24 protein-coding genes are annotated in these 25,724 nt (G+C 55.7%); 23 read left to right on the top strand and 1 reads right to left on the bottom strand.

The features are described 5' to 3' along the window. Positions 1-71 precede the first annotated feature (71 nt). The 9 genes from miaB to WLO31_RS05595 all read left to right on the top strand — a co-directional run bounded on the left by miaB (position 72) and on the right by WLO31_RS05595 (position 9,527). Positions 72-1,499, top strand: a complete 1,428-nt coding sequence (miaB, locus tag WLO31_RS05635; RefSeq protein ID WP_435929523.1) for a tRNA (N6-isopentenyl adenosine(37)-C2)-methylthiotransferase MiaB — start codon at positions 72-74, stop codon at positions 1,497-1,499. Positions 1,500-1,711: 212 nt separating this feature from the next. Then, a complete protein-coding gene (locus tag WLO31_RS05630; RefSeq protein ID WP_435929521.1) occupies positions 1,712-2,773 on the top strand; it encodes a PhoH family protein in 1,062 nt (353 codons plus the stop codon). Further along, complete coding sequence (gene ybeY, locus WLO31_RS05625) at positions 2,770-3,237, top strand: rRNA maturation RNase YbeY (RefSeq protein WP_435929520.1); 468 nt, start codon at positions 2,770-2,772, stop codon at positions 3,235-3,237. The genes WLO31_RS05630 and ybeY overlap by 4 nt, the downstream gene beginning before the upstream one ends. 100 nt (positions 3,238-3,337) lie before the next feature. Then, positions 3,338-4,216, top strand: coding sequence for a CNNM family magnesium/cobalt transport protein CorC (gene corC, locus WLO31_RS05620; RefSeq protein WP_435929519.1), 879 nt, complete (start codon positions 3,338-3,340; stop codon positions 4,214-4,216). A 7-nt stretch (positions 4,217-4,223) separates the two neighbouring features. Then, positions 4,224-5,765 (top strand): apolipoprotein N-acyltransferase, encoded by a 1,542-nt coding sequence (gene lnt, locus WLO31_RS05615; protein WP_435929517.1) that lies wholly within the window; start codon positions 4,224-4,226, stop codon positions 5,763-5,765. A 353-nt stretch (positions 5,766-6,118) separates the two neighbouring features. After that, complete coding sequence (locus WLO31_RS05610) at positions 6,119-7,048, top strand: amino acid ABC transporter substrate-binding protein (RefSeq protein ID WP_435929516.1); 930 nt, start codon at positions 6,119-6,121, stop codon at positions 7,046-7,048. A gap of 339 nt (positions 7,049-7,387) precedes the next feature. After that, the gene (locus tag WLO31_RS05605) at positions 7,388-8,128 is read left to right on the top strand and encodes an amino acid ABC transporter permease (RefSeq protein ID WP_435929515.1); all 741 of its coding nucleotides are present in this window, start codon (positions 7,388-7,390) and stop codon (positions 8,126-8,128) included. After that, the gene (gene gltK, locus WLO31_RS05600; protein WP_435929513.1) at positions 8,128-8,802 is read left to right on the top strand and encodes a glutamate/aspartate ABC transporter permease GltK; all 675 of its coding nucleotides are present in this window, start codon (positions 8,128-8,130) and stop codon (positions 8,800-8,802) included. Before WLO31_RS05605 ends, gltK begins: the two co-directional genes overlap by 1 nt. Further along, entirely contained in the window at positions 8,802-9,527 is a 726-nt protein-coding gene (locus tag WLO31_RS05595; protein ID WP_435929512.1) for an amino acid ABC transporter ATP-binding protein, read from the top strand. The genes gltK and WLO31_RS05595 overlap by 1 nt, the downstream gene beginning before the upstream one ends. Positions 9,528-9,562: 35 nt before the next feature. On the opposite strand, the gene WLO31_RS05590 is transcribed toward WLO31_RS05595, so the two are convergent. Continuing rightward, the gene (locus tag WLO31_RS05590; RefSeq protein ID WP_435929510.1) at positions 9,563-10,045 is read right to left on the bottom strand and encodes a zinc ribbon-containing protein; all 483 of its coding nucleotides are present in this window, start codon (positions 10,043-10,045) and stop codon (positions 9,563-9,565) included. 254 nt (positions 10,046-10,299) lie between these two features. Between WLO31_RS05590 and leuS the strand changes: the two genes are divergently transcribed. The 14 genes from leuS to treZ all read left to right on the top strand — a co-directional run bounded on the left by leuS (position 10,300) and on the right by treZ (position 25,688). Further along, the gene (leuS, locus tag WLO31_RS05585) at positions 10,300-12,882 is read left to right on the top strand and encodes a leucine--tRNA ligase (RefSeq protein ID WP_435929509.1); all 2,583 of its coding nucleotides are present in this window, start codon (positions 10,300-10,302) and stop codon (positions 12,880-12,882) included. Between the two features lie 14 nt (positions 12,883-12,896). Then, a complete protein-coding gene (gene lptE, locus WLO31_RS05580) occupies positions 12,897-13,517 on the top strand; it encodes an LPS assembly lipoprotein LptE (RefSeq protein ID WP_435929507.1) in 621 nt (206 codons plus the stop codon). After that, positions 13,514-14,545: a DNA polymerase III subunit delta gene (holA, locus tag WLO31_RS05575; protein WP_435929506.1), complete on the top strand. Its 1,032-nt coding sequence runs from the start codon at positions 13,514-13,516 to the stop codon at positions 14,543-14,545. Before lptE ends, holA begins: the two co-directional genes overlap by 4 nt. Beyond that, positions 14,538-15,194, top strand: a complete 657-nt coding sequence (gene nadD, locus WLO31_RS05570) for a nicotinate-nucleotide adenylyltransferase (RefSeq protein WP_435929505.1) — start codon at positions 14,538-14,540, stop codon at positions 15,192-15,194. Before holA ends, nadD begins: the two co-directional genes overlap by 8 nt. A gap of 2 nt (positions 15,195-15,196) precedes the next feature. Beyond that, the gene (locus tag WLO31_RS05565; protein WP_435929504.1) at positions 15,197-15,814 is read left to right on the top strand and encodes an adenosylcobalamin/alpha-ribazole phosphatase; all 618 of its coding nucleotides are present in this window, start codon (positions 15,197-15,199) and stop codon (positions 15,812-15,814) included. 243 nt (positions 15,815-16,057) lie between these two features. Beyond that, entirely contained in the window at positions 16,058-16,375 is a 318-nt protein-coding gene (rsfS, locus tag WLO31_RS05560) for a ribosome silencing factor (RefSeq protein ID WP_271121581.1), read from the top strand. Between the two features lie 3 nt (positions 16,376-16,378). Continuing rightward, positions 16,379-16,849 (top strand): 23S rRNA (pseudouridine(1915)-N(3))-methyltransferase RlmH, encoded by a 471-nt coding sequence (gene rlmH / locus WLO31_RS05555; protein ID WP_121267148.1) that lies wholly within the window; start codon positions 16,379-16,381, stop codon positions 16,847-16,849. A gap of 29 nt (positions 16,850-16,878) precedes the next feature. Then, entirely contained in the window at positions 16,879-18,780 is a 1,902-nt protein-coding gene (gene mrdA / locus WLO31_RS05550; RefSeq protein WP_435929502.1) for a peptidoglycan DD-transpeptidase MrdA, read from the top strand. Between the two features lie 2 nt (positions 18,781-18,782). Beyond that, positions 18,783-19,895: a peptidoglycan glycosyltransferase MrdB gene (gene mrdB / locus WLO31_RS05545; protein ID WP_435929501.1), complete on the top strand. Its 1,113-nt coding sequence runs from the start codon at positions 18,783-18,785 to the stop codon at positions 19,893-19,895. Positions 19,896-19,906: 11 nt separating this feature from the next. Then, positions 19,907-21,088 carry an endolytic peptidoglycan transglycosylase RlpA gene (rlpA, locus tag WLO31_RS05540; protein ID WP_435929500.1) on the top strand — a complete coding sequence of 394 codons (1,182 nt, stop codon included), beginning with the start codon at positions 19,907-19,909 and terminating at the stop codon, positions 21,086-21,088. Between the two features lie 143 nt (positions 21,089-21,231). Beyond that, positions 21,232-22,443, top strand: a complete 1,212-nt coding sequence (gene dacA, locus WLO31_RS05535; protein WP_435929498.1) for a D-alanyl-D-alanine carboxypeptidase DacA — start codon at positions 21,232-21,234, stop codon at positions 22,441-22,443. 105 nt (positions 22,444-22,548) lie between these two features. Continuing rightward, positions 22,549-22,812: a DUF493 family protein YbeD gene (ybeD, locus tag WLO31_RS05530; protein WP_121267153.1), complete on the top strand. Its 264-nt coding sequence runs from the start codon at positions 22,549-22,551 to the stop codon at positions 22,810-22,812. 83 nt (positions 22,813-22,895) lie between these two features. Next, positions 22,896-23,537: a lipoyl(octanoyl) transferase LipB gene (lipB, locus tag WLO31_RS05525; protein WP_435929497.1), complete on the top strand. Its 642-nt coding sequence runs from the start codon at positions 22,896-22,898 to the stop codon at positions 23,535-23,537. 363 nt (positions 23,538-23,900) lie between these two features. Then, positions 23,901-25,688 (top strand): malto-oligosyltrehalose trehalohydrolase, encoded by a 1,788-nt coding sequence (gene treZ / locus WLO31_RS05520; protein ID WP_435929496.1) that lies wholly within the window; start codon positions 23,901-23,903, stop codon positions 25,686-25,688. Positions 25,689-25,724: the final 36 nt, after the last annotated feature.

Here is a 25,724-nt window from a genome sequence, read left to right as displayed (position 1 = left end):
GGTCACATCTCCCGCAAAGCATTACAATACGCGCCCAAGATTTCGGGCTTAACTGAGCAATGGCAAAGTCGATGACAAAAAAACTCCATATTAAAACCTGGGGCTGTCAGATGAACGAGTACGATTCATCGAAGATGGCCGATTTGCTGAACAGCACCCACGGCTATGTCCTCACGGATGAGCCAAAAGAAGCGGACGTATTGCTGCTAAACACCTGTTCTATTCGTGAAAAAGCCCAGGAAAAAGTATTCCATCTCTTAGGCCGCTGGAAACTCTTAAAGCGAAAAAACCCCGATCTTATTATCGGCGTCGGCGGCTGCGTTGCCTCCCAGGAAGGCAAGCTTATTCGTCAACGCGCTCAATATGTCGATATCGTTTTTGGGCCACAAACGCTGCATCGCCTGCCGGAGATGATCAACCAGGTGCGCGGCACCCGCAGCCCGGTCGTTGACGTCAGCTTCCCGGAAATCGAAAAATTCGACCGTCTTCCGGAGCCGCGCGCAGAAGGCCCGACGGCCTACGTTTCTATTATGGAAGGCTGCAACAAATACTGCACCTACTGCGTGGTGCCCTATACCCGCGGTGAAGAGGTCAGCCGCCCATGCGATGACATCCTGTTTGAAGTCGCACAGCTTGCGGCGCAGGGCGTGCGCGAAATTCACCTGCTGGGCCAGAACGTCAACGCTTATCGCGGCGCGGCTTACGACGGCGGCATTTGCTCCTTTGCCGAGCTGCTGCGTCTGGTCGCGGCGATTGACGGCGTTGACCGCATTCGCTTCACCACCAGCCACCCGATTGAGTTTACGGACGATATCATCGAGGTTTACCGCGATACGCCGGAGCTGGTGAGCTTCCTGCACCTGCCGATTCAAAGCGGCGCGGATCGGATTCTGAATCTGATGGGCCGCACCCACACGGCGCTGGAATATAAAGCTATTATTCGCAAACTGCGCGCGGCGCGGCCGGACATTCAGATTAGCTCCGACTTCATCGTCGGCTTCCCTGGCGAAACGCAGCAGGACTTCGAGCAAACCATGAAGGTCATTGCCGAGGTGAACTTTGACGTCAGCTACAGCTTTATCTTCTCTGCCCGTCCGGGTACGCCTGCGGCAGATATGGTCGATGACGTGTCGGAAGAGGAGAAAAAGCAGCGCCTGTATATTCTGCAGGATCGCATTAACCAGCAGGCGATGGAGTGGAGCCGTAAAATGGTCGGCACCACCCAGCGCATTCTGGTGGAAGGCACGTCGCGCAGAAACATTATGGAGCTGACCGGACGTTCCGAAAACAATCGCGGGGTAAACTTTGAAGGCACCCCGGATATGATCGGTAAATTTGTTGATGTAGAGATTACCGAAGTCGCTACCAACAACTCCCTGCGCGGCAAGGTGGTGCGCATCGAGGAAGAGATGGGCCTGCGCGTGGCAGAAACGCCAGAGGCAGTTATTGCGCGCACCCGCAAAGAGAACGACATCGGCGTAGGCCTCTATCAGCCATAATTCCGCCCTGCTCCGCCCATCGGTTCGCTAACATAATGAACCGCTGGGCGTTTTCATTGTTTGCACTTGCATTCTGAATCCGCCACCCAAATATCAAAGCCGAGGCTTGCGCCATCAACACTCGCCGTAAATACTCTCTTTATGGCCTGATGAGAACAGGCAAGGCATGACAACTACTATTGAACCGGCCCCGAGCGACCCAGAGGATAAGTTTGAATATCGAAACACGTGAAATTACGCTGGAACCTGCAGACAATGCCCGTTTATTAAGCCTGTGCGGTCCGTTTGATGACAATATTAAACAGCTCGAACGTCGGCTGGGTATCGAAATCAACCGTCGTGACAATCACTTCAAGCTCACCGGCCGTGCGTTACTGGTGAACGCCGCCGCTGATATCCTGCGCAACCTTTATGTTGATACAGCGCCAATGCGTGGCGAAACCCAGGATATCGACCCGGAACAAATTCACCTGGCGATTAAAGAAATCCGCGTGCTGGAACAGTCGGCGGAACACGTCCCGGAGTATGGCAAAGCGGTCAACATCAAGACCAGGCGTGGCGTGATTAAACCCCGCACGCCGAACCAGGCGCAGTACATCGCAAACGTGCTTGACCACGATATCACCTTTGGTATCGGCCCTGCCGGTACCGGTAAAACCTACCTTGCGGTAGCAGCCGCTGTGGACGCGCTGGAGCGTCAGGACGTCAGGCGTATTCTGTTGACCCGCCCGGCAGTAGAAGCAGGTGAAAAGCTCGGCTTCCTGCCAGGCGACCTAAGCCAGAAAGTCGATCCCTATCTGCGCCCGCTTTACGACGCCCTGTTTGAAATGCTCGGCTTTGAACGCGTTGAAAAGCTGATGGAACGCAACGTCATTGAAGTGGCACCGCTGGCCTACATGCGCGGGCGCACCCTGAACGATGCCTTTATCATCCTTGATGAAAGCCAGAACACCACCATCGAACAGATGAAAATGTTCCTGACGCGTATCGGCTTTAACTCCAAAGCGGTGATCACCGGCGACGTTACGCAGATTGACCTGCCGCGCAGCATGAAGTCGGGCCTGCGCCATGCCATCGACGTACTGGCGGGAGTCGATGAAATCAGCTTTAACTTCCTCAATAGCGAAGACGTCGTGCGTCATCCTGTGGTCGCCCGCATCGTCAACGCTTATGAAGCGTGGGAAAACGCCGAGCAAATCCGTAAAGATGAGCTGGCGGCCGAGCGTAAGCGTGAAGCGATGGCGATTAACACCGCCGCGCAGGAGAGCAAATGAGCCAGGTTATTCTGGATTTACAGCTCGCCTGTGAAGATACCGCAGGTTTACCCACTGAAGCGCAATTTCAGGCCTGGCTTGATGCGGTCATCCCTCAGTTCCAGGAAGAGTCGGAGGTAACGATTCGCCTGGTCGATGACGCGGAAAGCCACGAGCTGAATCTGACTTATCGGGGTAAAGATAAATCCACCAACGTGCTCTCCTTCCCGTTCGAAGCTCCACCGGGCATTGAGCTGCCGCTGCTTGGCGATCTTATTATTTGTCGCCAGGTGGTTGAGCAGGAAGCAAAAGAGCAGGACAAGCCGCTGGACGCGCACTGGGCGCATATGGTTATCCACGGCAGCCTGCATCTGCTCGGTTACGATCATATTGAAGATGAAGAAGCCGAAGAGATGGAATCCCTGGAAACAGAGATAATGCTTGCTCTTGGGTATGCCGATCCGTACATTGCCGAGAAAGAATAGTCGCCGCTATCAACCATGACTGCGGCGCAACAGGTGCAGGTAGCGACCCATTCTCCTACCTGCTATCTATCCATAACCGAGGGGCCAAAAACCTAACGCCATGAGCGACGACAATTCACAAAACGGTGACACGCCTGCCAGTAAAAAGGGATTCTTTTCCCTGCTTCTCAGCCAGCTATTCCACGGTGAGCCAAAAAACCGTGACGATCTGCTAGAGCTTATCCGTGATTCTGAGCAAAACGATCTTATCGATCAGGACACCCGCGACATGCTCGAAGGCGTGATGGATATCGCCGACCAGCGCGTCCGCGATATCATGATCCCGCGCTCGCAAATGGTGACGCTCAAACACAACCAGACGCTGAATGAATGCCTCGATGTCATCATCGAATCGGCACATTCCCGCTTCCCGGTGATAAGCGAAGACAAAGATCACATCGAAGGGATTTTGATGGCCAAAGATCTGCTGCCGTTTATGCGCAGCGATACCGAGCCGTTTAGCATGGAAAAAGTGTTACGTCAGTGCGTAGTTGTGCCTGAAAGCAAGCGTGTAGACCGCATGCTGAAAGAGTTTCGTCAGCAACGCTATCACATGGCGATTGTGATTGATGAGTTTGGCGGCGTCTCCGGCCTCGTCACCATTGAAGATATTCTCGAACTGATCGTCGGGGAAATCGAAGATGAGTACGACGATGAGGAAGACAGCGATTTCCGCCAGCTCAGCCGCCACACCTGGACGGTGCGGGCGCTGGCCTCTATCGAAGACTTTAACGATACCTTTAACACCCATTTTAATGACGATGAAGTGGATACGATTGGCGGGCTGGTGATGCAGGCGTTCGGGCATCTGCCCGCGCGCGGCGAAACCATTGAAATAGATGGTTACCAGTTCAAGGTCGCCATGGCCGACAGCCGCCGTATCATTCAGGTTCACGTCAGAATTCCGGACGATTCGCCGCAACCGAAACTGGAAGATTAATTTAAAGATGGCAATTGCCTTACTACTCCAACGCCAGCGCGTGCGTCTGCTGCTGGCGCTGCTTTTTGGCGCCTGCGGGACGCTGGCTTTTTCCCCGTATGATGTCTGGCCCGCCGCCATTGTCTCTCTGGCAGGTTTGCAGGGGCTGACCCTCAACCGTCGCGCTATTCAAAGCGCCTGGATCGGCTTCTTCTGGGGGCTTGGCCTGTTTGGCAGCGGCATTAACTGGGTTTACGTCAGCATCGCGCAGTTTGGCGGGATGCCGGGGCCGGTGAATGTCTTGCTGGTGGTCCTGCTTGCCGCTTACCTGTCGCTTTATACCGGCCTGTTCGCGGGTTTTCTGAGCAAGCTGTGGCCAAAAACGAGCTGGTGGCGTATGGCGATTGCCGCTCCGATGCTGTGGCAGTGCACCGAATTCCTGCGAGGCTGGGTGCTGACGGGCTTCCCCTGGCTGCAGTTCGGCTACAGCCAGATTGACGGCCCGCTCAAAGGCATAGCGCCGGTGCTGGGGGTGGAAGCCGTCACCTTCATGCTGACCATCATCAGCGGCCTGCTGGCCTTCGCCCTGCATCAACGCAGCTGGCGTCCGGCGGCGATTGCAGCCGCTCTGCTGCTGCTGTCATGGCCGCTGCGTTCGGTGCAATGGTTTCAGCCGGAGAAAGCGCGCGCCGTTGATATTGCTATGGTTCAGGGCGATATTCCGCAGTCCCTGAAGTGGGATGAGGATCAGCTGATCAACACGCTGAAAATCTATCTCGATAAAACCCAACCGCAGATGGGCAAAGCCCGGCTGATTATCTGGCCTGAATCAGCGATTCCCGATCTTGAAATCAACCAGCAGCAGTTCCTGACCATGATGGACGATCTGCTGCGCGCAAAGCACAGCGCGATGATCACCGGAATCGTGGACGCACGGCTCAATAAGCAAAACCGTTACGATACCTACAACAGCATCATTACGCTGGGTGAAGGTAACCCTTACAGTTACAACAGCGCGGATCGTTACAATAAGAACCATCTCGTCCCCTTTGGCGAGTTTGTTCCACTGGAATCCATTCTGCGCCCGCTTGCGCCGTTCTTTGATCTGCCTATGTCCTCCTTTAGCCGAGGACCCTATTTACAGCCGCAGCTGCATGCCAACGGCATTAAACTGACGGCGGCCATCTGCTATGAAATTATTCTTGGCGAACAGGTACGGGACAATTTCCGGCCGGATACCGATTTCCTGCTCACCATCTCCAACGATGGGTGGTTTGGCAAATCGATTGGCCCATGGCAGCACTTCCAGATGGCCCGTATGCGCTCGCTGGAATTAGGCCGCCCGCTGCTGCGCAGCACCAATAACGGCGTAACGGCGGTTATTAACGCCAGCGGCGACGTTGAAGCGTCGATCCCTCAGTTCACTCGTGAAGTGCTCGAAGCCAAAGTCACCCCAACGACGGGGCTCACGCCTTACGCCCGTTTCGGAAACTGGCCGCTGTGGATTATCACGCTGCTCTTCGGATTCAGCGCCATACTGATTAGCTTACGTAACCGCAGGAAGACGTAATTCCCTGTTAAAGGCCAGCAAATCTGCTGGCCTTTTTATTTCTGGCACACCAATTGCTTTGTAATTGACTTAGAAAACGTCAAACGGCGACGCGATAAGCAAGCGCTACTTAGCCCTGCACCAGTTTAACTCACCGTAAGCACCATTATGGTGCAATGGCGGATTTTTGCCTTTAAACGGTGCGGCGCACTTCGCAAAAATAAACATCTGCATAGCAATAACTTTACATTCAGCTAGGTTAAATGTTAACAAAAGGCGAAGTTTCGCCCGTTTTTATCACCACACAACAACAAAACACAACGCTCACATCGGGCATCAGTGCCATACGTGGCACGAAGATTAAGGAGTTGGAAATGCAATTGAGAAAACTTGCCGCAGCATTGTTAGTTATGGGAATGAGTGCCGGTCTTGCGCATGCAGAAGATGCTAAACCTGCCGCAGCACCAGCGGGTGACGCGCAGCAGAGCACGTTAGATAAAATCAAAGCTAACGGTGTGATAGTCGTCGGCCACCGTGAATCTTCCGTCCCGTTCTCTTACTACGATAACCAGCAAAAAGTTGTCGGTTACTCCCAGGACTACTCTAACGCCATAGTTGAAGCCGTCAAGAAACAGCTCAATAAACCGGATCTGCAGGTTAAGCTGATTCCAATCACCTCGCAAAACCGCATTCCTTTGCTCCAGAACGGCACCTTCGATTTTGAGTGCGGCTCCACTACCAATAATCTGGAGCGCCAGAAACAAGCCGCCTTCTCAGATACTATTTTCGTCGTCGGTACTCGCCTGCTGGTGAAAAAAGGCGGCCCGATTAAAGATTTCGCTGACCTGAAAGGCAAAGCGGTGGTGGTCACGTCCGGGACAACTTCCGAAGTTCTGCTACATAAGCTGAACGAAGAGAAGAAGATGGATATGCGTATTATCAGCGCCAAAGATCACGGGGACTCCTTCCGTACGCTGGAAAGCGGCCGTGCGGTTGCCTTTATGATGGATGACGCCCTGCTCGCCGGCGAACGCGCTAAAGCGAAAAAACAGGATAACTGGGAAATCGTTGGCACGCCTCAGTCTCGCGAAGCGTACGGCTGTATGCTGCGTAAAAACGATCCGCAATTCAAAAAGCTGGTGGATGACACCATTGCGAAAGTACAGACCTCCGGCGAAGCGGCCAAATGGTTTGATAAATGGTTTATGAACCCAATCCCGCCGAAAAACATCAATATGAACTTCGCCCTGTCTGACGACATGAAAGCGCTGTTCAAAGAACCAAACGACAAGGCACTTAACTAATTAAAACTACAGGGGCGGGGTGACCTTCCCCTCGATTGACGGACTGAAGCTCGGACAGACTATGCGTTGGGTGGTCGTTCCCCACCCGACGTGAAAGTATCCCAGTTAAATCTCAGGCACAGACCTGCATGGGGTACAAGCTTCGCATCAATCTTAGAGGGTAGCGCTGCTGCCCTCGCTTGCTGACGAACGCCAGAATCTACTTTTGGGCGTTCGGGGTAAACCAGATGACAGCATTCATTGTTTTTAATCGTTGTGCTTTCGGCAGCCTTTAATCACCGGATGCTTTGTCAATGGTCTTAGGGCAGCGGCGCTGCCCTCATTTTTTCGGAGTCGTTTATGTCTACAGACTGGAACTGGGGAATCTTTTTACAGCCCGCCCCGTTCGGCAACACCACCTATCTGGGCTGGATCTGGAATGGCTTCCAGGTCACCGTCGCCCTTTCTGTTTCCGCCTGGATCATCGCTTTTCTCGTCGGTTCTCTATTTGGCATCCTCCGTACCGTTCCTAATCGCTGGCTTTCCGGCTTAGGCACGCTTTACGTTGAGCTATTCCGTAACGTGCCGCTGATCGTGCAGTTCTTTACCTGGTATCTGGTAGTACCGGAACTGCTGCCGGAAAACCTTGGCATGTGGTTTAAAGCAGAGCTGGATCCGAACGTACAGTTCTTCCTGTCGTCGATGATTTGTCTTGGTCTGTTCACCGCCGCGCGCGTCTGTGAGCAGGTCCGTGCCGCCATCCAGTCGTTACCTCGCGGACAAAAAAACGCCGCGCTGGCAATGGGCCTGACGCTGCCGCAGGCGTACCGCCATGTCCTGCTGCCGAATGCGTATCGCGTGATCGTGCCGCCGATGACCTCTGAAATGATGAACCTGGTGAAAAACTCGGCCATCGCTTCCACCATCGGCCTGGTCGATATGGCAGCGCAGGCTGGGAAACTGCTCGATTATTCAGCCCATGCCTATGAATCTTTTACGGCCATCACGCTCGCCTATGTGCTGATTAACGCCGTGATTATGCTGGTGATGTACGTGGTGGAACGCAAAGTTCGCCTGCCTGGCAATATGGGAGGCAAATAATGTACGAATTTGACTGGAGTTCAATTCTGCCGGCCATGCCTTACCTGATGCAGGGGCTGATCATCACCCTGAAAATCACCGTAACCGCCGTGGTCTTTGGTATCGTGTGGGGCACGCTGCTTGCCGTCATGCGCCTGTCGCCGATTAAACCTATATCCTGGTTTGCCAGCGCCTACGTTAACGTTTTCCGCTCCGTGCCGCTGGTAATGGTGCTGCTGTGGTTCTACCTGGTGGTGCCCGGTTTCCTGCAAAAAGTGCTGGGGCTGTCGCCGCAAACCGATATCCGTCTGATATCAGCGATGGTGGCCTTCTCGATGTTCGAAGCGGCTTACTATTCGGAGATTATCCGGGCCGGTATCCAGAGCGTCTCTCGCGGGCAGTCTAACGCTGCGCTGGCGTTAGGCATGACCCACTGGCAGTCGATGAAATTAATCATTCTGCCGCAGGCGTTCCGCGCCATGGTGCCCTTGCTGTTAACCCAGGGCATCGTGCTGTTCCAGGATACCTCGCTGGTTTACGTTTTAAGCCTTGCCGACTTCTTCCGCACCGCCTCCACCATCGGCGAACGTGACGGAACCCAGGTGGAGATGATCCTGTTTGCCGGTCTGGTCTATTTTGTTATCAGTCTTAGTGCCTCGCTGTTGGTCAGCTACTTGAAGAAAAGGACAGTGTAATGATTTCCCTGAAAAATGTTTCTAAATGGTATGGTCACTTTCAGGTGCTAACCGACTGCTCAACCGAGGTGAAAAAAGGTGAAGTGGTCGTGGTCTGCGGGCCTTCCGGCTCGGGCAAGTCCACGCTGATTAAAACCGTTAACGGGCTGGAGCCGGTGCAAAAAGGCGAGATTGTCGTTAACGGTACGCAGGTGAACAGTAAAAAAACGAACCTTGCCGAGCTGCGTTCCCACGTCGGCATGGTATTCCAGCATTTCGAGCTGTTCCCTCACCTGTCGATCCTTGAGAACCTGACGCTGGCGCAGGTCAAGGTCCTTAAACGCAACAAAGAAGAGTCGCGCAAAAAAGGCCTTAAGCTGCTTGAGCGCGTTGGGCTGATAGCCCATGCCGATAAATATCCGGCGCAGCTCTCCGGCGGCCAGCAGCAGCGTGTGGCTATCGCCCGTGCGCTGTGCATGGACCCCGTAGCCATGCTGTTTGACGAACCTACCTCAGCGCTCGATCCAGAAATGATCAACGAAGTGCTGGACGTGATGGTCGAACTGGCGCAGGAAGGGATGACGATGATGGTGGTAACCCACGAAATGGGCTTTGCCCGCAAGGTGGCGAACCGCGTGATCTTTATGGACGAAGGAAAGATTGTTGAAGACTCCAATAAAGAGGACTTCTTTAACAACCCGCAGTCCGAGCGCGCCAAGGATTTCCTGGCGAAAATCCTGCACTAAAACAAAAGAGCCTTCTGCAAAGAAGGCTCTTTATTTTACGGCTCAAACGGCCGACGATGAAACTGATTGTGTCCGCATTTCGGGCAAACCGGCAGAACGTCCGGCGTGTAAACGGCAAGATGAAAATGGCAGTTCTCACAGACCAGATTGCCTAAACCGACAACTTCCCCGCTGTGGTAAACGCCGTGATGGTTGAGATCCTGGAAAACTTCCCGCCACTCTAACTGCGTTTTGTCCGTGATATCCGCCAGCTCCTGCCAGAGGCTCTCTTTAATCACGCGCATAAATACACTGTCGGTGAACTCGCCCTGGCTTTCGTTATAGCTGCGAGCGAACTCTTCCAGGTCGCGCCGGACCGCACGCGTGACCTCATCCACTTCCGTCCGGGTCAGCTCCCCTGTGTCGTTCATGCGTTTGCGGGCGCTGGCGACCAGCGCGTCAATATCGCGTTCCCCGTTGCGTAATCGTTCGGTGAGCGAGGCCACCAGTTCACGGTAAAATTGAGCAACCTTGTTCATCGTCTGTCTGCCTCCTTGAAGATATTCCGGCGTGCATGGTTATGTAACCTGCTCTAATAGTAGACCTTAATCGGCCATCCCTTTGTCAGATTGTCCACAGGCAGCGTAAAAAAAGCGCAAACGAGAAAAGGGCGCAACGGGTGTCGAAAGGCTGTTTTGCCGCTGCCTTATCAGCTATGCTATGCGGATCTGAAACCTAATACGTTACAGGCTACAACTTGTAGCTGTCTTTCATTACAGGACCACTGGCCGCCATGCAAGAGCAATACCGCCCGGAAGAGATAGAATCCAACGTACAGCTTCACTGGCAAGAGAAGCGTACCTTTGAAGTCACCGAAGACGAAGGCAAAGAGAAGTACTACTGCCTGTCAATGCTCCCCTATCCTTCTGGCCGACTACATATGGGCCACGTCCGCAACTACACCATTGGCGATGTTATCGCACGCTATCAGCGCATGCTGGGTAAAAACGTTCTGCAGCCAATCGGCTGGGATGCGTTCGGTCTGCCTGCGGAAGGCGCCGCGGTAAAAAACAATACCGCCCCAGCGCCCTGGACGTATGACAACATCAACTACATGAAGAACCAGCTTAAAACGCTGGGCTTCGGCTACGACTGGAGCCGTGAGCTGGCAACCTGTACCCCGGAATACTACCGTTGGGAACAGCAGTTCTTCACCCAGCTGTATAATAAGGGGCTGGTTTACAAGAAAACCTCCGCCGTTAACTGGTGCCCGAACGATCAGACCGTGCTGGCGAACGAACAGGTTATCGACGGCTGCTGCTGGCGCTGCGACACCAAAGTCGAGCGCAAAGAGATCCCGCAGTGGTTTATTAAAATCACCGCTTACGCGGACGAGCTGCTTAACGATCTCGATACGCTGGACCATTGGCCCGATCAGGTCAAAACCATGCAGCGCAACTGGATTGGCCGCTCCGAAGGGGTGGAAATCACCTTCGACGTGGAAAACAGCGCGGAAAAGCTGAAGGTTTACACCACCCGCCCGGACACCTTTATGGGTGTGACCTATCTGGCGGTGGCAGCGGGTCACCCGCTGGCTCAGCAGGCGGCGGCGAACAATCCAGCGCTGGCTGAATTCATCGAAGAGTGCCGTAACACCAAAGTCGCTGAAGCCGAAATGGCAACCATGGAGAAAAAAGGCGTCGCGACGGGCGTCAACGCTATTCATCCGCTGACCGGCGAAGCGGTGCCCGTTTGGGTAGCCAACTTCGTGCTGATGGAATACGGCACCGGCGCGGTGATGGCCGTTCCGGGCCACGACCAGCGCGACTGGGAATTCGCGACCAAATATGATCTGCAGATCAAACCGGTGATCCTGAATGCGGACGGCAGCGAGCCCGATCTGTCTGAGCAGGCGATGACCGAGAAAGGCACGCTGTTTAACTCAGGCGAATTTGACGGCCTGGACTTCCAGCACGCGTTTAATGCGATTGCGGATAAACTGGCAGCAAAAGGCGTGGGCGAGCGTAAAATTAATTATCGTCTGCGCGACTGGGGCGTTTCCCGTCAGCGTTACTGGGGCGCGCCTATTCCGATGGTCACGCTGGAAGACGGCACCGTAATGCCAACGCCGGAAGATCAGCTGCCGGTTATTCTGCCGGAAGATGTCGTGATGGACGGTATCACCAGCCCAATCAAAGCCGATCCCGAGTGGGCGAAAACTACCGTTGACGGCAAGCCTGCGCTGCGCGAAACCGACACCTTCGACACCTTTATGGAGTCTTCCTGGTACTACGCGCGTTACACCTGCCCGCAGTACGACAAAGGCATGCTTGATGCCAAAGCGGCTAACTACTGGCTGCCGGTTGATATCTACATTGGCGGCATTGAGCACGCCATCATGCACCTGCTCTACTTCCGCTTCTTCCACAAGCTGATGCGCGATGCGGGCATGGTCACCTCAGACGAGCCGGCGAAACAGCTGCTGTGTCAGGGGATGGTGCTGGCAGACGCCTTCTACTACAACGGCGTAAACGGCGAGCGTAACTGGGTCTCCCCGGCTGATGCTATCGTTGAGCGCGACGAGAAAGGCCGCATTATCAAAGCCCGCGACGCACAGGGCCACGAACTGGTCTATGCTGGCATGAGCAAAATGTCGAAGTCGAAAAACAACGGCATCGACCCGCAGGTCATGGTTGAACGCTACGGCGCGGATACCGTTCGCCTGTTTATGATGTTCGCCTCACCAGCGGATATGACGCTTGAGTGGCAGGAATCCGGCGTTGAAGGAGCTAACCGCTTCCTGAAGCGTGTCTGGCGACTGGCTTACGAGCACACCAGCCGTGGCGCCGCCCCGGCGCTGGATGTAGCAGCATTAAACGACGATCAAAAAGCCCTGCGCCGCGACGTTCATAAAACTATCGCGAAAGTGACCGATGATATTGGTCGTCGTCAGACCTTCAACACCGCGATTGCCGCGATTATGGAGCTGATGAACAAGCTGGCGAAGGCGCCGCAGGATGGCGACCAGGATCGCGCGTTGCTGAACGAAGCGCTGCTGGCCGTTGTGCGCATGCTTTATCCGTTCACGCCGCACGTCTGCTTTGATATGTGGCAGTCTCTGGGCGGCGAAGGCGATATTGATAACGCGCCGTGGCCGCAGGCTGATGAAAAAGCGATGGTGGAAGACTCTTTGCTGGTTGTCGTGCAGGTTAACGGCAAAGTACGCGGCAAAATCACCGTCCCGGCTGATGCTACGGAGGCGCAGGTCCGTGAACGTGCGGGCCAGGAACACCTGGTAGCGAAGTACCTTGAGGGCGTAACCGTGCGTAAAGTGATTTACGTACCGGGTAAGCTGCTGAACCTGGTTGTGGGCTAAGCGCAGGAGGAACCGTGCGACATCCCTTTGTCACCTTGTTAGTTACTTTGGCGGTGCTTCTCACCGCCGGGTGTGGTTTTCACCTGCGTGGCAGCACGCAGGTCCCCGCGCAGTTGAAGACCATGATCCTCAACTCCAGCGATCCTAACGGGCCGTTAACGCGTGAAATCCGCTCTCAGCTACGGCTGAACGGCGTGACCATCGTTGAGGATACGAAAACCGGCGTTCGCCAGGATATTCCTTCGCTTCGCGTGCTGGGAGGGACCGTCGGTAAAGACACGGCGTCTATCTTCCAGAACGGCCGTACCGCGGAATATCAAATGGTGATGACCGTCAGGGCTCAGGTTTTAATCCCGGGCCATGACATCTACCCGATCAGCGCCAAAGTATATAAATCCTTCTTTGATAACCCGCTGACCACGCTGGCGAAAGATGCCGAGCAGGATCTGCTTATCAAAGAGATGTATACCAACGCCGCGCAGCAGCTGATCCGCAAGCTGCTTTCTGTCCACGCGGCGGACGTTGCGGAAACAAATGAAGCGCAGGCAAACCCGGCTGACAGCGCGCCGGCAAGCGCCGAAACGTCCTCCGGTCGCGTTTCCACTACGCTTCCGGCTACTTCCGGCAGCCAATGATTCGGTTGTATCCGGAACAGCTCCGCGCGCAGCTCAATGAAGGGCTGCGCGCGGCGTATTTGCTGCTTGGTAACGACCCTTTATTGCTGCAGGAAAGCCATGATGCGGTGCGCCAGGCGGCCGTCGCTCAGGGCTTTGAAGAGCATCACAGGGTACAGATCGACGCCAGCACCGACTGGCAGGCCCTGTTCTCAATTTGTCAGGCGCTAAGCCTTTTCGCCAGCCGCCAGACGCTTCTGCTCCAGCTCCCCGATAACGGCCCGAATGCGGCTATCAACAGCCAGCTGGAAACGCTTATCGGCCTGCTGCATAACGACCTCCTGCTGCTGGTCCGCGGAAATAAGCTCACCAAAGCGCAAGAGAACGCCGCCTGGTATACCCGGCTTGCGGATCGTAGCGTTCTGGTGACCTGCCAGACGCCGGAGCACGCGCAGCTTCCGCGCTGGGTCGCACAGCGCGCAAAACAGATGAATCTCGCGCTGGACGATGCGGCAAATCAGCTCCTCTGTTACTGCTATGAAGGCAACCTGCTGGCCCTCTCCCAGGCACTGGAGCGGCTTTCGCTTATCTGGCCGGATGGAAAATTAACGCTGCCGCGCGTAGAGCAGGCGGTCAGCGATGCGGCGCATTTCACGCCCTTTCACTGGATCGACGCCATTCTTGGCGGAAAAAATAAGCGCGCCCTGCATATTTTGCAGCAGCTAAGGCTTGAAGCAAGCGAGCCGACGATCCTGCTGCGCACCATTCAGCGTGAATTAATACAGCTGGTGACCCTTAAACGCCAGTCCGCGCATACGCCTTTGCGCACGCTGTTTGATCAACAGCGGGTCTGGCAAAATCGCCGCGCGCTGGTGACCGAAGCCCTGAATCGCCTCAGCGCAGAACAGCTCTATCAGGCCGTGCGCCTGTTAAGCCAGATTGAACTGACGCTAAAACAGGATTACGGGCAGTCGGTATGGGCCGAGCTGGAAGGGCTTTCTTTGCTGCTGTGCCATAAAACCCTGCCGGAAATCTTTATTGATGGCTAGCCCGTCCCTTCCGCTGTGTGCGATCTATGGCGGAACATTCGACCCTATCCATTACGGGCATCTGAAGCCCGTTGCAGCGCTGGCAGCGCAGGTAGGGCTCCATCGCGTAACTATCATGCCAAATAACGTTCCGCCGCATCGCCCCCAGCCCGAGGCGAATAGCCAACAGCGCAAGGCAATGGTGGAGCTGGCGATTGCGGGCAATTCGCTTTTCAAACTTGATGCGCGGGAGCTTGCGCGCGCCGCGCCTTCCTGGACCGTTGAGACGCTGGAGCAGGTACGCGCCGAACAAGGCTCGCAGCAGCCTCTGGCCTTTATTATTGGCCAGGATTCACTGCTGAGCCTGCAGCGCTGGCATCGGTGGGAAAACCTGCTCGATCTGTGCCATCTGCTGGTCACCCAGCGTCCTGGCTACCCGGTTTCGATGGATACCGCCGGGCAACAGCGCTGGCTGGACAGCCACAGCACAACCTCGGTTGACGATCTGCACGCCACGCCTGCCGGAAAGATTTATCTGGCGCAAACGCCGATGTATGACATCTCCGCCACCGCCATTCGCCAGCGGCTGGCGCAAAACCTGCCGTGTGACGATCTCGTCCCTGCCCCGGTGCTGGCCTTTATTCAGCAACATAACCTGTATCAGCGATAACGATGAAATTATGGCTAGTGCGCCACGGGGAAACCCGGGCGAACCTCGATGGCGTGTATAGCGGTATTTCGGAAACGGAACTAACGGAGCTGGGCATAAACCAGGCGCTGGCCGTCGGGCACATGCTGCGCGGCGTCGCTTTCGATCGGGTGCTCTGTAGCGAGCTGGGCCGGGCGCAGCATACGGCAAGGCTAATTCTGCAGCAGCGCGATATCACCCCTTGCGTAGACCCGCGCCTGAACGAAATGCATTTTGGCGACTGGGAAATGCGTCATCATCGCGATCTGCAGCGTGACGATGCGCAACGCTACGCGGCCTGGTGCAGCGACTGGCAAAATGTCATTCCGACAAACGGCGAAGGTTTTCAGCGGTTCAACCAACGGGTTAGCGAATTCAGCGAGTCGATAAAAGCGCGGCAGCATAATGACGAAAATATGCTGATTGTCAGCCATCAGGGCGTGCTGAGCCTGTTCCTCGCCACGTTGCTGAATATGCCGCCCGCTTCCCTGTGGCACTTCGTTATCGAACAGGGGACATGGAGCGCGGTGGAGATTCATCACGGCTTTGTCACGCTGAAAACTCTTAATAGCCGCGCGGAATACCCGCCGCTGGCAAGTTAACCTTGTCAGCCATTGACACTGCACCTCAGGCTGTTATGCTCCGCTGCCATAATTTCCTGCCCGTAAGCATGACTTTTCGAAAATAGTTTTACAAAAATGGCGATGCAAACCAGGCCATCCGGTGGGATGATAGCCCACTTTGAGCGCCGCGCCGCCAGTTTTCGGCAAGCTCAGCCAGCAATCAAGTATAATGGCTTTTGATACGGGCCACATCGAACACTTTTATTCTCCCAGGGGGAACACTTGCAGGGTAAAGCACTCCAGGATTTCATCGTCGATAAGATCGACGATCTCAAGGGCCAGGACATCATCGCGATCGATGTTCAGGGCAAATCAAGCATCACCGATTGCATGGTTATCTGTACCGGCACATCCAATCGTCACGTTATGTCCATCGCTGAACACGTCGTCGAGTCCGTGCGTAAAGAGGGTCTGGACGCGCTGGGCGTAAAAGGCATCAACGCCACCGACTGGGTGGTGGTTGACCTGGGCGAAGTTATCGTCCATGTCATGCAGGAAGAAAGCCGTCAGCTCTACGAGCTGGAAAAGCTCTGGAGCTGATGGGTGAAGCTGCAACTGGTGGCGGTCGGAACCAAAATGCCTGACTGGGTGCAAACCGGTTTTACCGAGTACCTGCGTCGTTTTCCTAAAGATATGCCGTTTGAACTCGTTGAGATCCCGGCGGGAAAACGCAGTAAAAACGCTGATATCAAGCGCATCCTCGACAAAGAAGGCGAAATGATGCTGGCGGCAGCCGGTAAAGGCAACCGCATCGTCACCCTGGATATCCCCGGCCAGCCCTGGGATACGCCACATCTTGCCACCCAGCTTGAACGCTGGAAGCAGGACGGTCGCGATGTCAGCTTGTTGATTGGTGGCCCGGAAGGGCTGGCTCCGGCCTGTAAAGCCGCCGCGGAACAGAGCTGGTCGCTTTCCACGCTGACCCTTCCGCATCCGCTGGTGCGGGTTCTGGTGGCGGAGAGCCTTTATCGTGCATGGAGCATAACGACCAATCATCCTTATCATCGTGAGTAAACATCGAGCCTGGTAAAACAAACCTACGGATGAAATTACAGAATTCTTTTCGCGACTATACGGCTGAGTCTGCGCTCTTTGTGCGCCGGGCGCTGGTCGCTTTTATCGGCATATTGCTGTTGACCGGCGTGCTTATCGCCAACCTTTATAATCTGCAAATCGTCCGTTTTACCGACTACCAGACCCGTTCAAACGAAAACCGCATCAAGCTGGTGCCGATCCCGCCCAGCCGCGGAATTATTTACGACCGTAACGGCACGCCGCTTGCGCTCAACCGCACCATTTATCAGGTCGAAATGATGCCTGAAAAAGTGGATAACGTGCAGGCCACGCTTGACGCGCTGCGCCCGGTGGTCGATCTCACCGATGACGATATCGTCAACTTTAAGAAAGAGCGCGCCCGTTCGCACCGCTTCACCTCCATTCCGGTAAAAACGAACCTGACCGAAGTGCAGGTCGCCCGTTTTGCCGTGAACCAGTACCGTTTCCCGGGCGTGGAAGTGAAGGGCTATAAGCGTCGCTACTATCCGTATGGTTCCGCGCTGACCCACGTCATTGGCTACGTCTCGAAGATCAACGATAAAGACGTTGAGCGCCTCGACAAAGACGGCAAGCTCGCCAACTATGCCGCAACCCATGATATCGGCAAGCTGGGCATAGAACGATATTACGAAGAGGTGCTTCACGGGCAAACCGGCTATGAAGAGGTTGAAGTTAACAACCGCGGTCGCGTTATCCGTCAGCTTAAAGAGGTGTCTCCGCAGGCCGGGCACGATATCTATCTGACCATCGATCTGAAATTACAGAATTACATTGAAACCTTACTGGCGGGCAGCCGTGCAGCGGTGGTGGTAACAGACCCGCGCACCGGCGGCATTATGGCGCTGGTTTCTATGCCAAGCTATAACCCCAACCTGTTTGTAGACGGTATCTCCACGAAAGATTACTCCGGACTGCTTAACGATCCGAACACGCCGCTTATCAACCGAGCGACTCAGGGCGTTTATCCACCAGCCTCAACGGTTAAACCTTACATGGCCGTGTCGGCGCTAAGCGCGGGCGTGATCAACCGCAACACCTCGCTGTTCGACCCGGGCTGGTGGCAGCTTCCGGGTTCCGAGAAACGCTATCGCGACTGGAAAAAGTGGGGGCACGGCCGCCTGAACGTCACCAAATCGCTCGAAGAGTCAGCGGATACCTTCTTCTACCAGGTCGCCTACGATATGGGCATCGACCGCATCTCAGAGTGGATGGGCAAGTTTGGCTACGGACACTACACGGGCATCGATCTTTCCGAAGAGCGTTCGGGCAATATGCCAACGCGCGAATGGAAGCAAAAACGCTATAAAAAGCCGTGGTATCAGGGCGACACCATTCCGGTCGGCATCGGCCAGGGCTACTGGACAGCCACGCCGATTCAGATGAGCAAGGCGATGATGATCCTGATTAACGACGGCATCGTACGCGTCCCTCATCTGCTGCAGAGCACCGCTGAAAACGGCAAACAGGTTCCCTGGAAGCAGCCGGTGCAGCCGCCGGTCGGCGATATTCACTCAGGATTCTGGGAGATAGCCAAAGACGGCATGTACGGCGTCGCCAACCGCCCGAACGGTACGGCGCATAAGTATTTTGCTAACGCTCCCTACAAGGTTGCTGCGAAATCCGGTACCGCGCAGGTGTTTGGCCTGAAGGCCAACGAAACTTACAACGCGCATAAAATTGCCGAGCGTTTACGCGACCACAAATTAATGACCGCATTTGCCCCGTATGAGCATCCGGAATACACCGTGACCATCATTCTGGAAAACGGCGGCGTCGGTCCCGCGGTAGGTACGATTATGCGTCAAATCCTCGACCACCTGATGTTAGGGGATAACAACACGGATTTGCCGGCCGAGGCGCCTGCCGCACCCGGCTCTGAGGATCAATAACCATGACTGATAATCCGAATAAAAAATCGTTCTGGGATAAAATCCATATCGACCCGCTTTTCCTGGTCACTATCCTTGCGCTGCTGGTCTTCAGCGCGCTGGTCGTCTGGAGCGCCAGCGGCCAGGATATGGGCATGATGGAGCGTAAAGTCGGCCAGATCCTGATGGGGCTGATGGCGATGATCGTCATGGCGCAGATCCCGCCCCGCGTCTATGAAGGCTGGGCGCCTTATCTGTATATCGTCTGTATTATTTTGCTGGTCGCGGTTGACGCCTTCGGGGCCATCTCGAAAGGGGCGCAGCGCTGGCTGGATTTAGGCATCGTGCGCTTCCAGCCGTCAGAGATTGCAAAAATCGCCGTCCCGCTGATGGTTGCTCGCTTTATTAACCGCGACGTCTGCCCGCCTACGCTGAAAAACACCGGTATCGCGCTGGTGCTGATCTTTATGCCAACGCTGCTGGTCGCGGCCCAGCCGGACCTTGGGACATCCATTCTGATTGCGGCCTCAGGCCTGTTCGTACTGTTCCTTTCCGGCATGAGCTGGCGTTTAATTGGCGTCGCGGTGCTGCTGCTCGCGGCGTTTATTCCGATTCTCTGGTTCTTCCTGATGCACGATTACCAGCGTGCGCGCGTGATGATGCTGCTCGATCCGGAAACCGATCCGCTCGGGGCGGGCTATCATATTATTCAGTCCAAAATTGCGATCGGCTCCGGTGGTTTGCGCGGCAAAGGGTGGCTACACGGCACGCAGTCGCAGCTTGAGTTCCTTCCCGAACGCCATACGGACTTTATTTTCGCCGTTCTGGCAGAAGAGCTGGGGCTGGTTGGCGTACTGGTGTTACTTGCGCTTTACCTGCTGCTTATTATGCGCGGGCTGTATATCGCCGCCCGGGCGCAAACAACCTTTGGCCGCGTAATGGCAGGCGGGTTGATGCTAATTTTATTCGTCTATGTGTTTGTTAATATTGGCATGGTTAGTGGTATCTTACCGGTGGTCGGCGTGCCGTTGCCGCTGGTGAGCTACGGGGGCTCGGCCCTCATCGTACTGATGGCCGGGTTTGGTATCGTGATGTCGATACATACCCACAGGAAGATGTTGTCGAAAAGCGTGTAACGAGGTGCGCAATGGTTAAGCATTGGCCAGGTATTTTTGTAGCAGCCGCCATTCTGGCTGGCTGTTCGTCCGGTGATGTCGAACAACCGCAGGTAAACCAGCAGCCGCAACCGGCGGCCTGTAATGGTCCGGCGGTAGAAATTAGCGGTGCTGAGCCGCGCTATGAGCCGTTGAATCCGTCGGTGAATCAGGATTACGAAAATAACGGTAAAAGCTACAGGATTGTCCAGAACCCGGCCAACTTTAGCCAGGCTGGCCTGGCTGCTATCTATGATGCGGAGCCCGGAAGCAACCTGACGGCCTCAGGCGAACCTTTTGACGCCATGGCGCTGACGGCCGCGCATCCAACGCTGCCCATCCCAAGCTATGCGCGCGTCACTAACCTCGCTAACGGCCGCATGATTGTGGTACGCATTAACGACCGCGGCCCTTACGGCAACGATCGCGTGATTTCACTTTCCCGCGCTTCCGCGGATCGCCTTAACACGTCGAACAATACTAAAGTACGGATCGACCCGATTCTGGTGGCGCAAGACGGCACCCTGTCAGGTCCGGGTACGGCCTGTACCACCATTGCTAAACAAACTTATGCCCTGCCCCCTCGTCCGGATTTAAACACCGGCATGGGAAGCGCCTCTTCCGCTCCGGCGGATGCGCCGCAGGGCGATGTTCGCGCCATCAGTAACGCTTCGCTGCGAAGCGAAGACGCAACAGGTGCGCCAGTGAACAGCAGCGGTTTCCTGGGCGCTGCAACGCCGCTTGCACCTGGCGTTATTGAAACCAATGAGCCTGCGCCAGCGCCGGCCACGGAAGTTGCAGCGCCAGCCGCGGAAGCTCCAGCTCCGGTTCAGCAAACCGCCGCGCCTGCTGCTCCGCCAGCTCCGGTCCAGCAAACTGCTCCTGTGACTGCTCCAGGTTCCGTACAGGGCAACGTTCAGACCGCGGCGCCAGCCGCAGCTTCAGGGCGCTACGTGGTTCAGGTAGGCGCCGTCAGCGACCAGGCCCGCGCGACGCAATGGCAGCAGAAACTCAGCCAGCAGTTTAAGGTGCCGGGCGCGGTCTCAAGCAACGGCGCCGTTTACCGCGTGCAGCTTGGCCCCTTTGGCAGCCGTAGCGAAGCCGCGGCGCTGCAGCAGCGGCTGATGAGCGAAGCCCAGCAGCAGTCATTTATTACAAACGCACCTGCTATGTAAGCGAAACTTGCTGGCCTGCGCAGCGCGTAAATTAGTGTAAAGCTCATTAACAAATCATGCGCAAAGTCGGATGTCAGCAAAAATCGCATTTGCTATAGTAAGGCACTTTTTTTAATTCCATCACGGATGTCGTTGTTCTTATCATGAATACAGCCCTTCCTGTACGTTTTGTTAAGCGCCTGGCGCTTTCTACGGCCCTTACCTTTAGTGCTTTGGCTTGCGCTCAAGCTGACGACCTGAACATTAAAACAATGATCCCGGGCGTTCCGCAGATTGATGCGGAAGCGTACATCCTGATCGATTACAACTCAGGAAAAGTGCTGGCTGAATCCAACGCCGACGCCCGCCGCGATCCGGCAAGCCTCACCAAAATGATGACCAGCTATGTGATTGGTCAGGCGATGAAAGCCGGCAAGTTTGATGAGAACGCGGTAGTCACCGTGGGTAACGATGCCTGGGCGACCGGCAACCCGGTTTTTAAAGGCTCATCGCTGATGTTTCTCAAGCCCGGTATGCAGGTGCCGGTAGCCCAACTGATTCGCGGGATTAACCTGCAGTCCGGTAACGATGCCTGTGTGGCGATGGCCGATTTTGTCGCCGGCAGCCAGGACGCCTTTGTTGGCCTGATGAACAGCTATGTTTCCGCCCTTGGCCTGAAGAATACCCATTTCCAGACCGTTCACGGCCTGGACGCCGAGGGACAATTTAGCTCCGCACGCGATATGGCGTTGATTGGTCAGGCTCTGATCCGCGACGTGCCGAACGAATACAGCATCTATAAAGAAAAAGAATTTACTTTCAATAATATCCGTCAGATGAACCGTAACGGCCTGCTGTGGGATAAGAGCCTGAACGTCGACGGTATCAAAACCGGCCACACCAGTTCCGCAGGTTACAACCTGGTCGCCTCCGCGACCGAAGGGCAGATGCGTTTGATCTCCGCAGTGATGGGCGGGCACACCTATAAAGGCCGCGAAACGGAGAGCAAAAAGCTGCTTACCTGGGGCTTCCGCTTCTTTGAAACCGTTTCTCCGCTTAAAGCCGGGAAAGAATTCTCCTCGGAGCCAGCCTGGTTTGGCGACAACGATCGTGCGTCCCTTGGCGTGGATAAAGACGTTTACCTGACCATCCCGCGCGGTCGTATGAAAGATCTGAAAGCCAGCTATGTGCTGAACACGCCTGAACTGCACGCTCCGCTGCAGAAAAATCAGGTTGTCGGTACCATTAACTTCCAGCTTGACGGCAAAATTATCGAACAGCGTCCGCTAGTGGTGCTGCAGGAAATGCCGGAAGGGAATTTCTTTAGCCGAATCATCGACTACATCAAACTGATGTTCCACCACTGGTTCGGTTAATAATTGAACGCTTGAAAGTGTGAATAACGCCCCCATATACTGTTCATCAATGCAGCTCCCGCCTTTGCGCGGGAGTTATTTTATTGCCGTAACGCTGGAGCTACCATGAAAACCAATCTTAAAGAACTGCTCGAATTCCCTACGCCGTTTACTTACAAAGTAATGGGACTGGCGAAGCCGGAGCTGGTTGATCTGGTCGTTGAGGTGGTGCAGCGCCACGCGCCGGGCGACTACACGCCGCAGGTCAAACCAAGCAGCAAAGGTAACTACCATTCGGTTTCCATCACCATCACGGCTACCCACATTGAGCAGGTAGAAACCCTGTACGAAGAGCTGGGTAATATCGAAATCGTTCGTATGGTGCTGTAATTTCTCACCCGGCGTCAGCCGGGTGTTTTCATTCTGCTGTGGTATAATCCGCCCACCTTTTCTTACCTGCCGGGGACAGTATTTTGTCTCAAGAAACCATTCTGATTCGCCAGCTCGGCCTCAGGCCCTATGAACCTGTCTCACAGGCGATGCACGACTTTACCGACCAGCGCGATGAAACAACCCGCGATGAAATCTGGCTGGTGGAACACCCGAGCGTGTTTACCCAGGGCCAGGCCGGAAAAGCGGAGCACGTGCTGGTGCCGGGCGATATCCCCGTTATCCAGAGCGATCGTGGCGGCCAGGTGACCTATCACGGCCCGGGACAGCAGGTGATGTATGTTCTGCTGAATCTGCGGCGCAGAAAGCTCGGCGTGCGTGAATTAGTCACCATCCTTGAGCAAACCGTCGTCAATACCCTCGCTGATGTCGGCATCGAAGCCTGCCCACGCGCTGACGCGCCGGGGGTTTACGTTGACGGGCGTAAAATCTGCTCTCTGGGCCTGCGGATCCGTAAAGGCTGCTCGTTCCACGGCCTGGCGCTGAACATCGATATGGATCTGGCGCCGTTTTTGCGCATCAACCCCTGTGGCTATGCCGGCCTTGAGATGACCCAGGTAAAAGACCTTAAGCCGGGGATGACGGTCGCAGATATTCAGCCGCGCCTGGTGGCCAGGCTTATCGAGCTGCTGGATAATCCGCAAACGGAATACCTTTCCGCCTGATTAATTATTTCCCTGAGACTGACAGACACACCTGTGTGAGATCACCCACACAGGTCAGCCACTTATCCCCGCCTTTACCTGAAGCGCCTTCTGCCCGGCCCGGTTTCAGCGCCTGGAGCGGCCATCAACTCCCGCATCATCGTCTATGATTACTCTCGTATGTTGCCTGATGCTGGGACAATCGGACACCGTTTCAACATCACCACTCTGAAGGCGCGCCATTTTTCGTGGCGACCAGGGGCGCTCCGACCCGTTACGGCATCCGGACTATATGACAAATTAAGCTAATAAAGCTCGCATCACCGGAGCAGATCCCGCGCGATGTCGTCCATTGCTCACTTCTGGGTTAAACGAGGCAATCGAATGGAGTCCAAATCATTTCCTAAAAGTTGGGGGGCCGAATACGTAGCCGCCAACGAAGTTCGTTTTCGTCTCTGGGCGCCCGGTCAGGACAAGGTCACGCTCAGGCTTTCCGGCGAAGAGAAAGAGATGAACCGGAGCGGCGACGGCTGGTTCGAACTGCTGGTCACCGGGGTTTCACCAGGCGCGGAATATAACTACGTCCTTGTCGACGGCACGGTCGTGCCGGATCCGGCCTCCCGCGCTCAAAAAGCGGATGTTAACGGCCCTTCCCTCGTCATCGACCCGACCCGCTACCGCTGGCAGAACAGCGAATGGCGCGGCCGCCCCTGGATCGATACGGTAGTCTACGAGATGCATATCGGCACCTTCACGCCGGAAGGCACGTTCCGGGCCGCGATAGACAAACTGCCATACCTTGCCGAACTCGGCATCACCATGATCGAAGTTCTGCCCGTCTCGCAGTTCGGCGGCAATCGTGGCTGGGGCTACGATGGCGTGCTGCTCTACGCGCCGCATTCCGCCTATGGCGCGCCGGAGGATTTCAAAGCCTTTATCGATGCCGCGCACGGTTATGGCCTCTCGGTGGTGCTCGATATCGTGCTCAACCACTTCGGCCCGGAGGGCAACTACCTGCCGCTGCTGGCGCCCGATTTCTTCCATAAGGAACGCTCGACGCCCTGGGGCGCCGGCATCGCCTATGATATCGAGGCGGCCCGCCGCTATATCCTGGAAGCGCCGCTCTACTGGCTGCATGAATACAATCTTGACGGCCTGCGCTTCGACGCGATCGATCAGATCGAGGACAGTTCCGACAAGCACGTGCTGATCGAAATCGCCGAACGTATTCGCGCCGGCATTACCGACCGGCCTGTCCACCTGACCACCGAAGACAGCCGCAACGTTATCTTTCTGCATCCGCGCGGGGAAGACGGTTCGGTGCCGCTCTTCACCGGCGAATGGAATGATGACTTTCACAATAGCATCCACGTATTCGCCACCGGCGAAACGCACGCTTACTACCAGGATTTTGCCAGCGAGCCGGAAAAGTTCGTGGCGCGCAGCCTGGCGGAAGGTTTCGCATGGCAGGGCGAGGTCTCGCCGCACACGGGCGAGAAGCGCGGCGTGAAAAGCGCCGGACAGCCGCCGGTCGCCTTCGTCGACTTCATTCAGAATCATGACCAGGTGGGCAACCGCGCCCGGGGCGAAAGGCTGATCGAACTGGCCGGCGCCGACCGCACTAAGGTTCTGCTCGCCGTCCTGCTCCTCTCGCCGCATATCCCGCTGCTTTTTATGGGCGAGGAATATGGCGAGACCAGGCCCTTCCTCTTCTTTACCGATTTCCACGGCGATCTCGCAAAAGCCGTGCGCGAGGGCCGTGCGAAAGAGTTCGAGGGTCACGCCGGTCATGAGGGCGAAAGCGTGCCCGATCCGAATGCTGAAAAAAGCTTTGCAACGTCAAAGCTTGACTGGCGGAAACCGGAGAGTAAAGAAGGCAAAGCGTGGCTGGCTTTCACCCGCGAGCTGCTGGCGCTGCGCCAGGAATATATTGTGCCATTGCTTGCCAGGGCCGGAGGCGATGCCGGCAAGGTAGTAAAAACAGCGGAAGGATCCTTCGCCGTGCGCTGGAGCTTTCCGCAGGGCACGCTGTCGATGGCGCTCAATATCGGCGAGGAAACCCGGCCGCTTCCCGATTTACCTGGCGAGACTATTTTCGCCTGGCCGAAAGCGGCAAATGCGCTGCCGCAGCACTCCATCCTTGTCCGACTTGCCCGGGGAGACGTTAAGTGAAGATCCCAACCGCGACTTACCGCATTCAGTTCCGCA

Origin of the sequence: Dryocola sharpae, assembly GCF_051307055.1 — a bacterium.
In the GTDB taxonomy this organism is placed as follows: Bacteria; Pseudomonadota; Gammaproteobacteria; order Enterobacterales; family Enterobacteriaceae; genus Dryocola.
The sequence above is the reverse complement of the archived record's forward strand: the minus strand, read 5'-3'. Positions and strand labels throughout refer to the sequence as shown.

What these genes read in the sequence shown, in the direction of transcription:
- mrdB (WP_435929501.1), top strand. Translation starts at nt 18,783, where the DNA reads ATGACTGATAATCCGAATAAAAAATCGTTCTGGGATAAAATCCATATC.
- WLO31_RS05565 (WP_435929504.1), top strand. Translation starts at nt 15,197, where the DNA reads ATGAAATTATGGCTAGTGCGCCACGGGGAAACCCGGGCGAACCTCGAT.
- treZ (WP_435929496.1), top strand. Translation starts at nt 23,901, where the DNA reads ATGGAGTCCAAATCATTTCCTAAAAGTTGGGGGGCCGAATACGTAGCC.
- dacA (WP_435929498.1), top strand. Translation starts at nt 21,232, where the DNA reads ATGAATACAGCCCTTCCTGTACGTTTTGTTAAGCGCCTGGCGCTTTCT.
- ybeY (WP_435929520.1), top strand. Translation starts at nt 2,770, where the DNA reads ATGAGCCAGGTTATTCTGGATTTACAGCTCGCCTGTGAAGATACCGCA.
- nadD (WP_435929505.1), top strand. Translation starts at nt 14,538, where the DNA reads ATGGCTAGCCCGTCCCTTCCGCTGTGTGCGATCTATGGCGGAACATTC.
- miaB (WP_435929523.1), top strand. Translation starts at nt 72, where the DNA reads ATGACAAAAAAACTCCATATTAAAACCTGGGGCTGTCAGATGAACGAG.
- WLO31_RS05590 (WP_435929510.1), bottom strand. Translation starts at nt 10,045, where the DNA reads ATGAACAAGGTTGCTCAATTTTACCGTGAACTGGTGGCCTCGCTCACC.
- WLO31_RS05595 (WP_435929512.1), top strand. Translation starts at nt 8,802, where the DNA reads ATGATTTCCCTGAAAAATGTTTCTAAATGGTATGGTCACTTTCAGGTG.
- WLO31_RS05610 (WP_435929516.1), top strand. Translation starts at nt 6,119, where the DNA reads ATGCAATTGAGAAAACTTGCCGCAGCATTGTTAGTTATGGGAATGAGT.
- mrdA (WP_435929502.1), top strand. Translation starts at nt 16,879, where the DNA reads ATGAAATTACAGAATTCTTTTCGCGACTATACGGCTGAGTCTGCGCTC.
- rlpA (WP_435929500.1), top strand. Translation starts at nt 19,907, where the DNA reads ATGGTTAAGCATTGGCCAGGTATTTTTGTAGCAGCCGCCATTCTGGCT.
- WLO31_RS05605 (WP_435929515.1), top strand. Translation starts at nt 7,388, where the DNA reads ATGTCTACAGACTGGAACTGGGGAATCTTTTTACAGCCCGCCCCGTTC.
- ybeD (WP_121267153.1), top strand. Translation starts at nt 22,549, where the DNA reads ATGAAAACCAATCTTAAAGAACTGCTCGAATTCCCTACGCCGTTTACT.
- lnt (WP_435929517.1), top strand. Translation starts at nt 4,224, where the DNA reads ATGGCAATTGCCTTACTACTCCAACGCCAGCGCGTGCGTCTGCTGCTG.
- leuS (WP_435929509.1), top strand. Translation starts at nt 10,300, where the DNA reads ATGCAAGAGCAATACCGCCCGGAAGAGATAGAATCCAACGTACAGCTT.
- gltK (WP_435929513.1), top strand. Translation starts at nt 8,128, where the DNA reads ATGTACGAATTTGACTGGAGTTCAATTCTGCCGGCCATGCCTTACCTG.
- corC (WP_435929519.1), top strand. Translation starts at nt 3,338, where the DNA reads ATGAGCGACGACAATTCACAAAACGGTGACACGCCTGCCAGTAAAAAG.
- holA (WP_435929506.1), top strand. Translation starts at nt 13,514, where the DNA reads ATGATTCGGTTGTATCCGGAACAGCTCCGCGCGCAGCTCAATGAAGGG.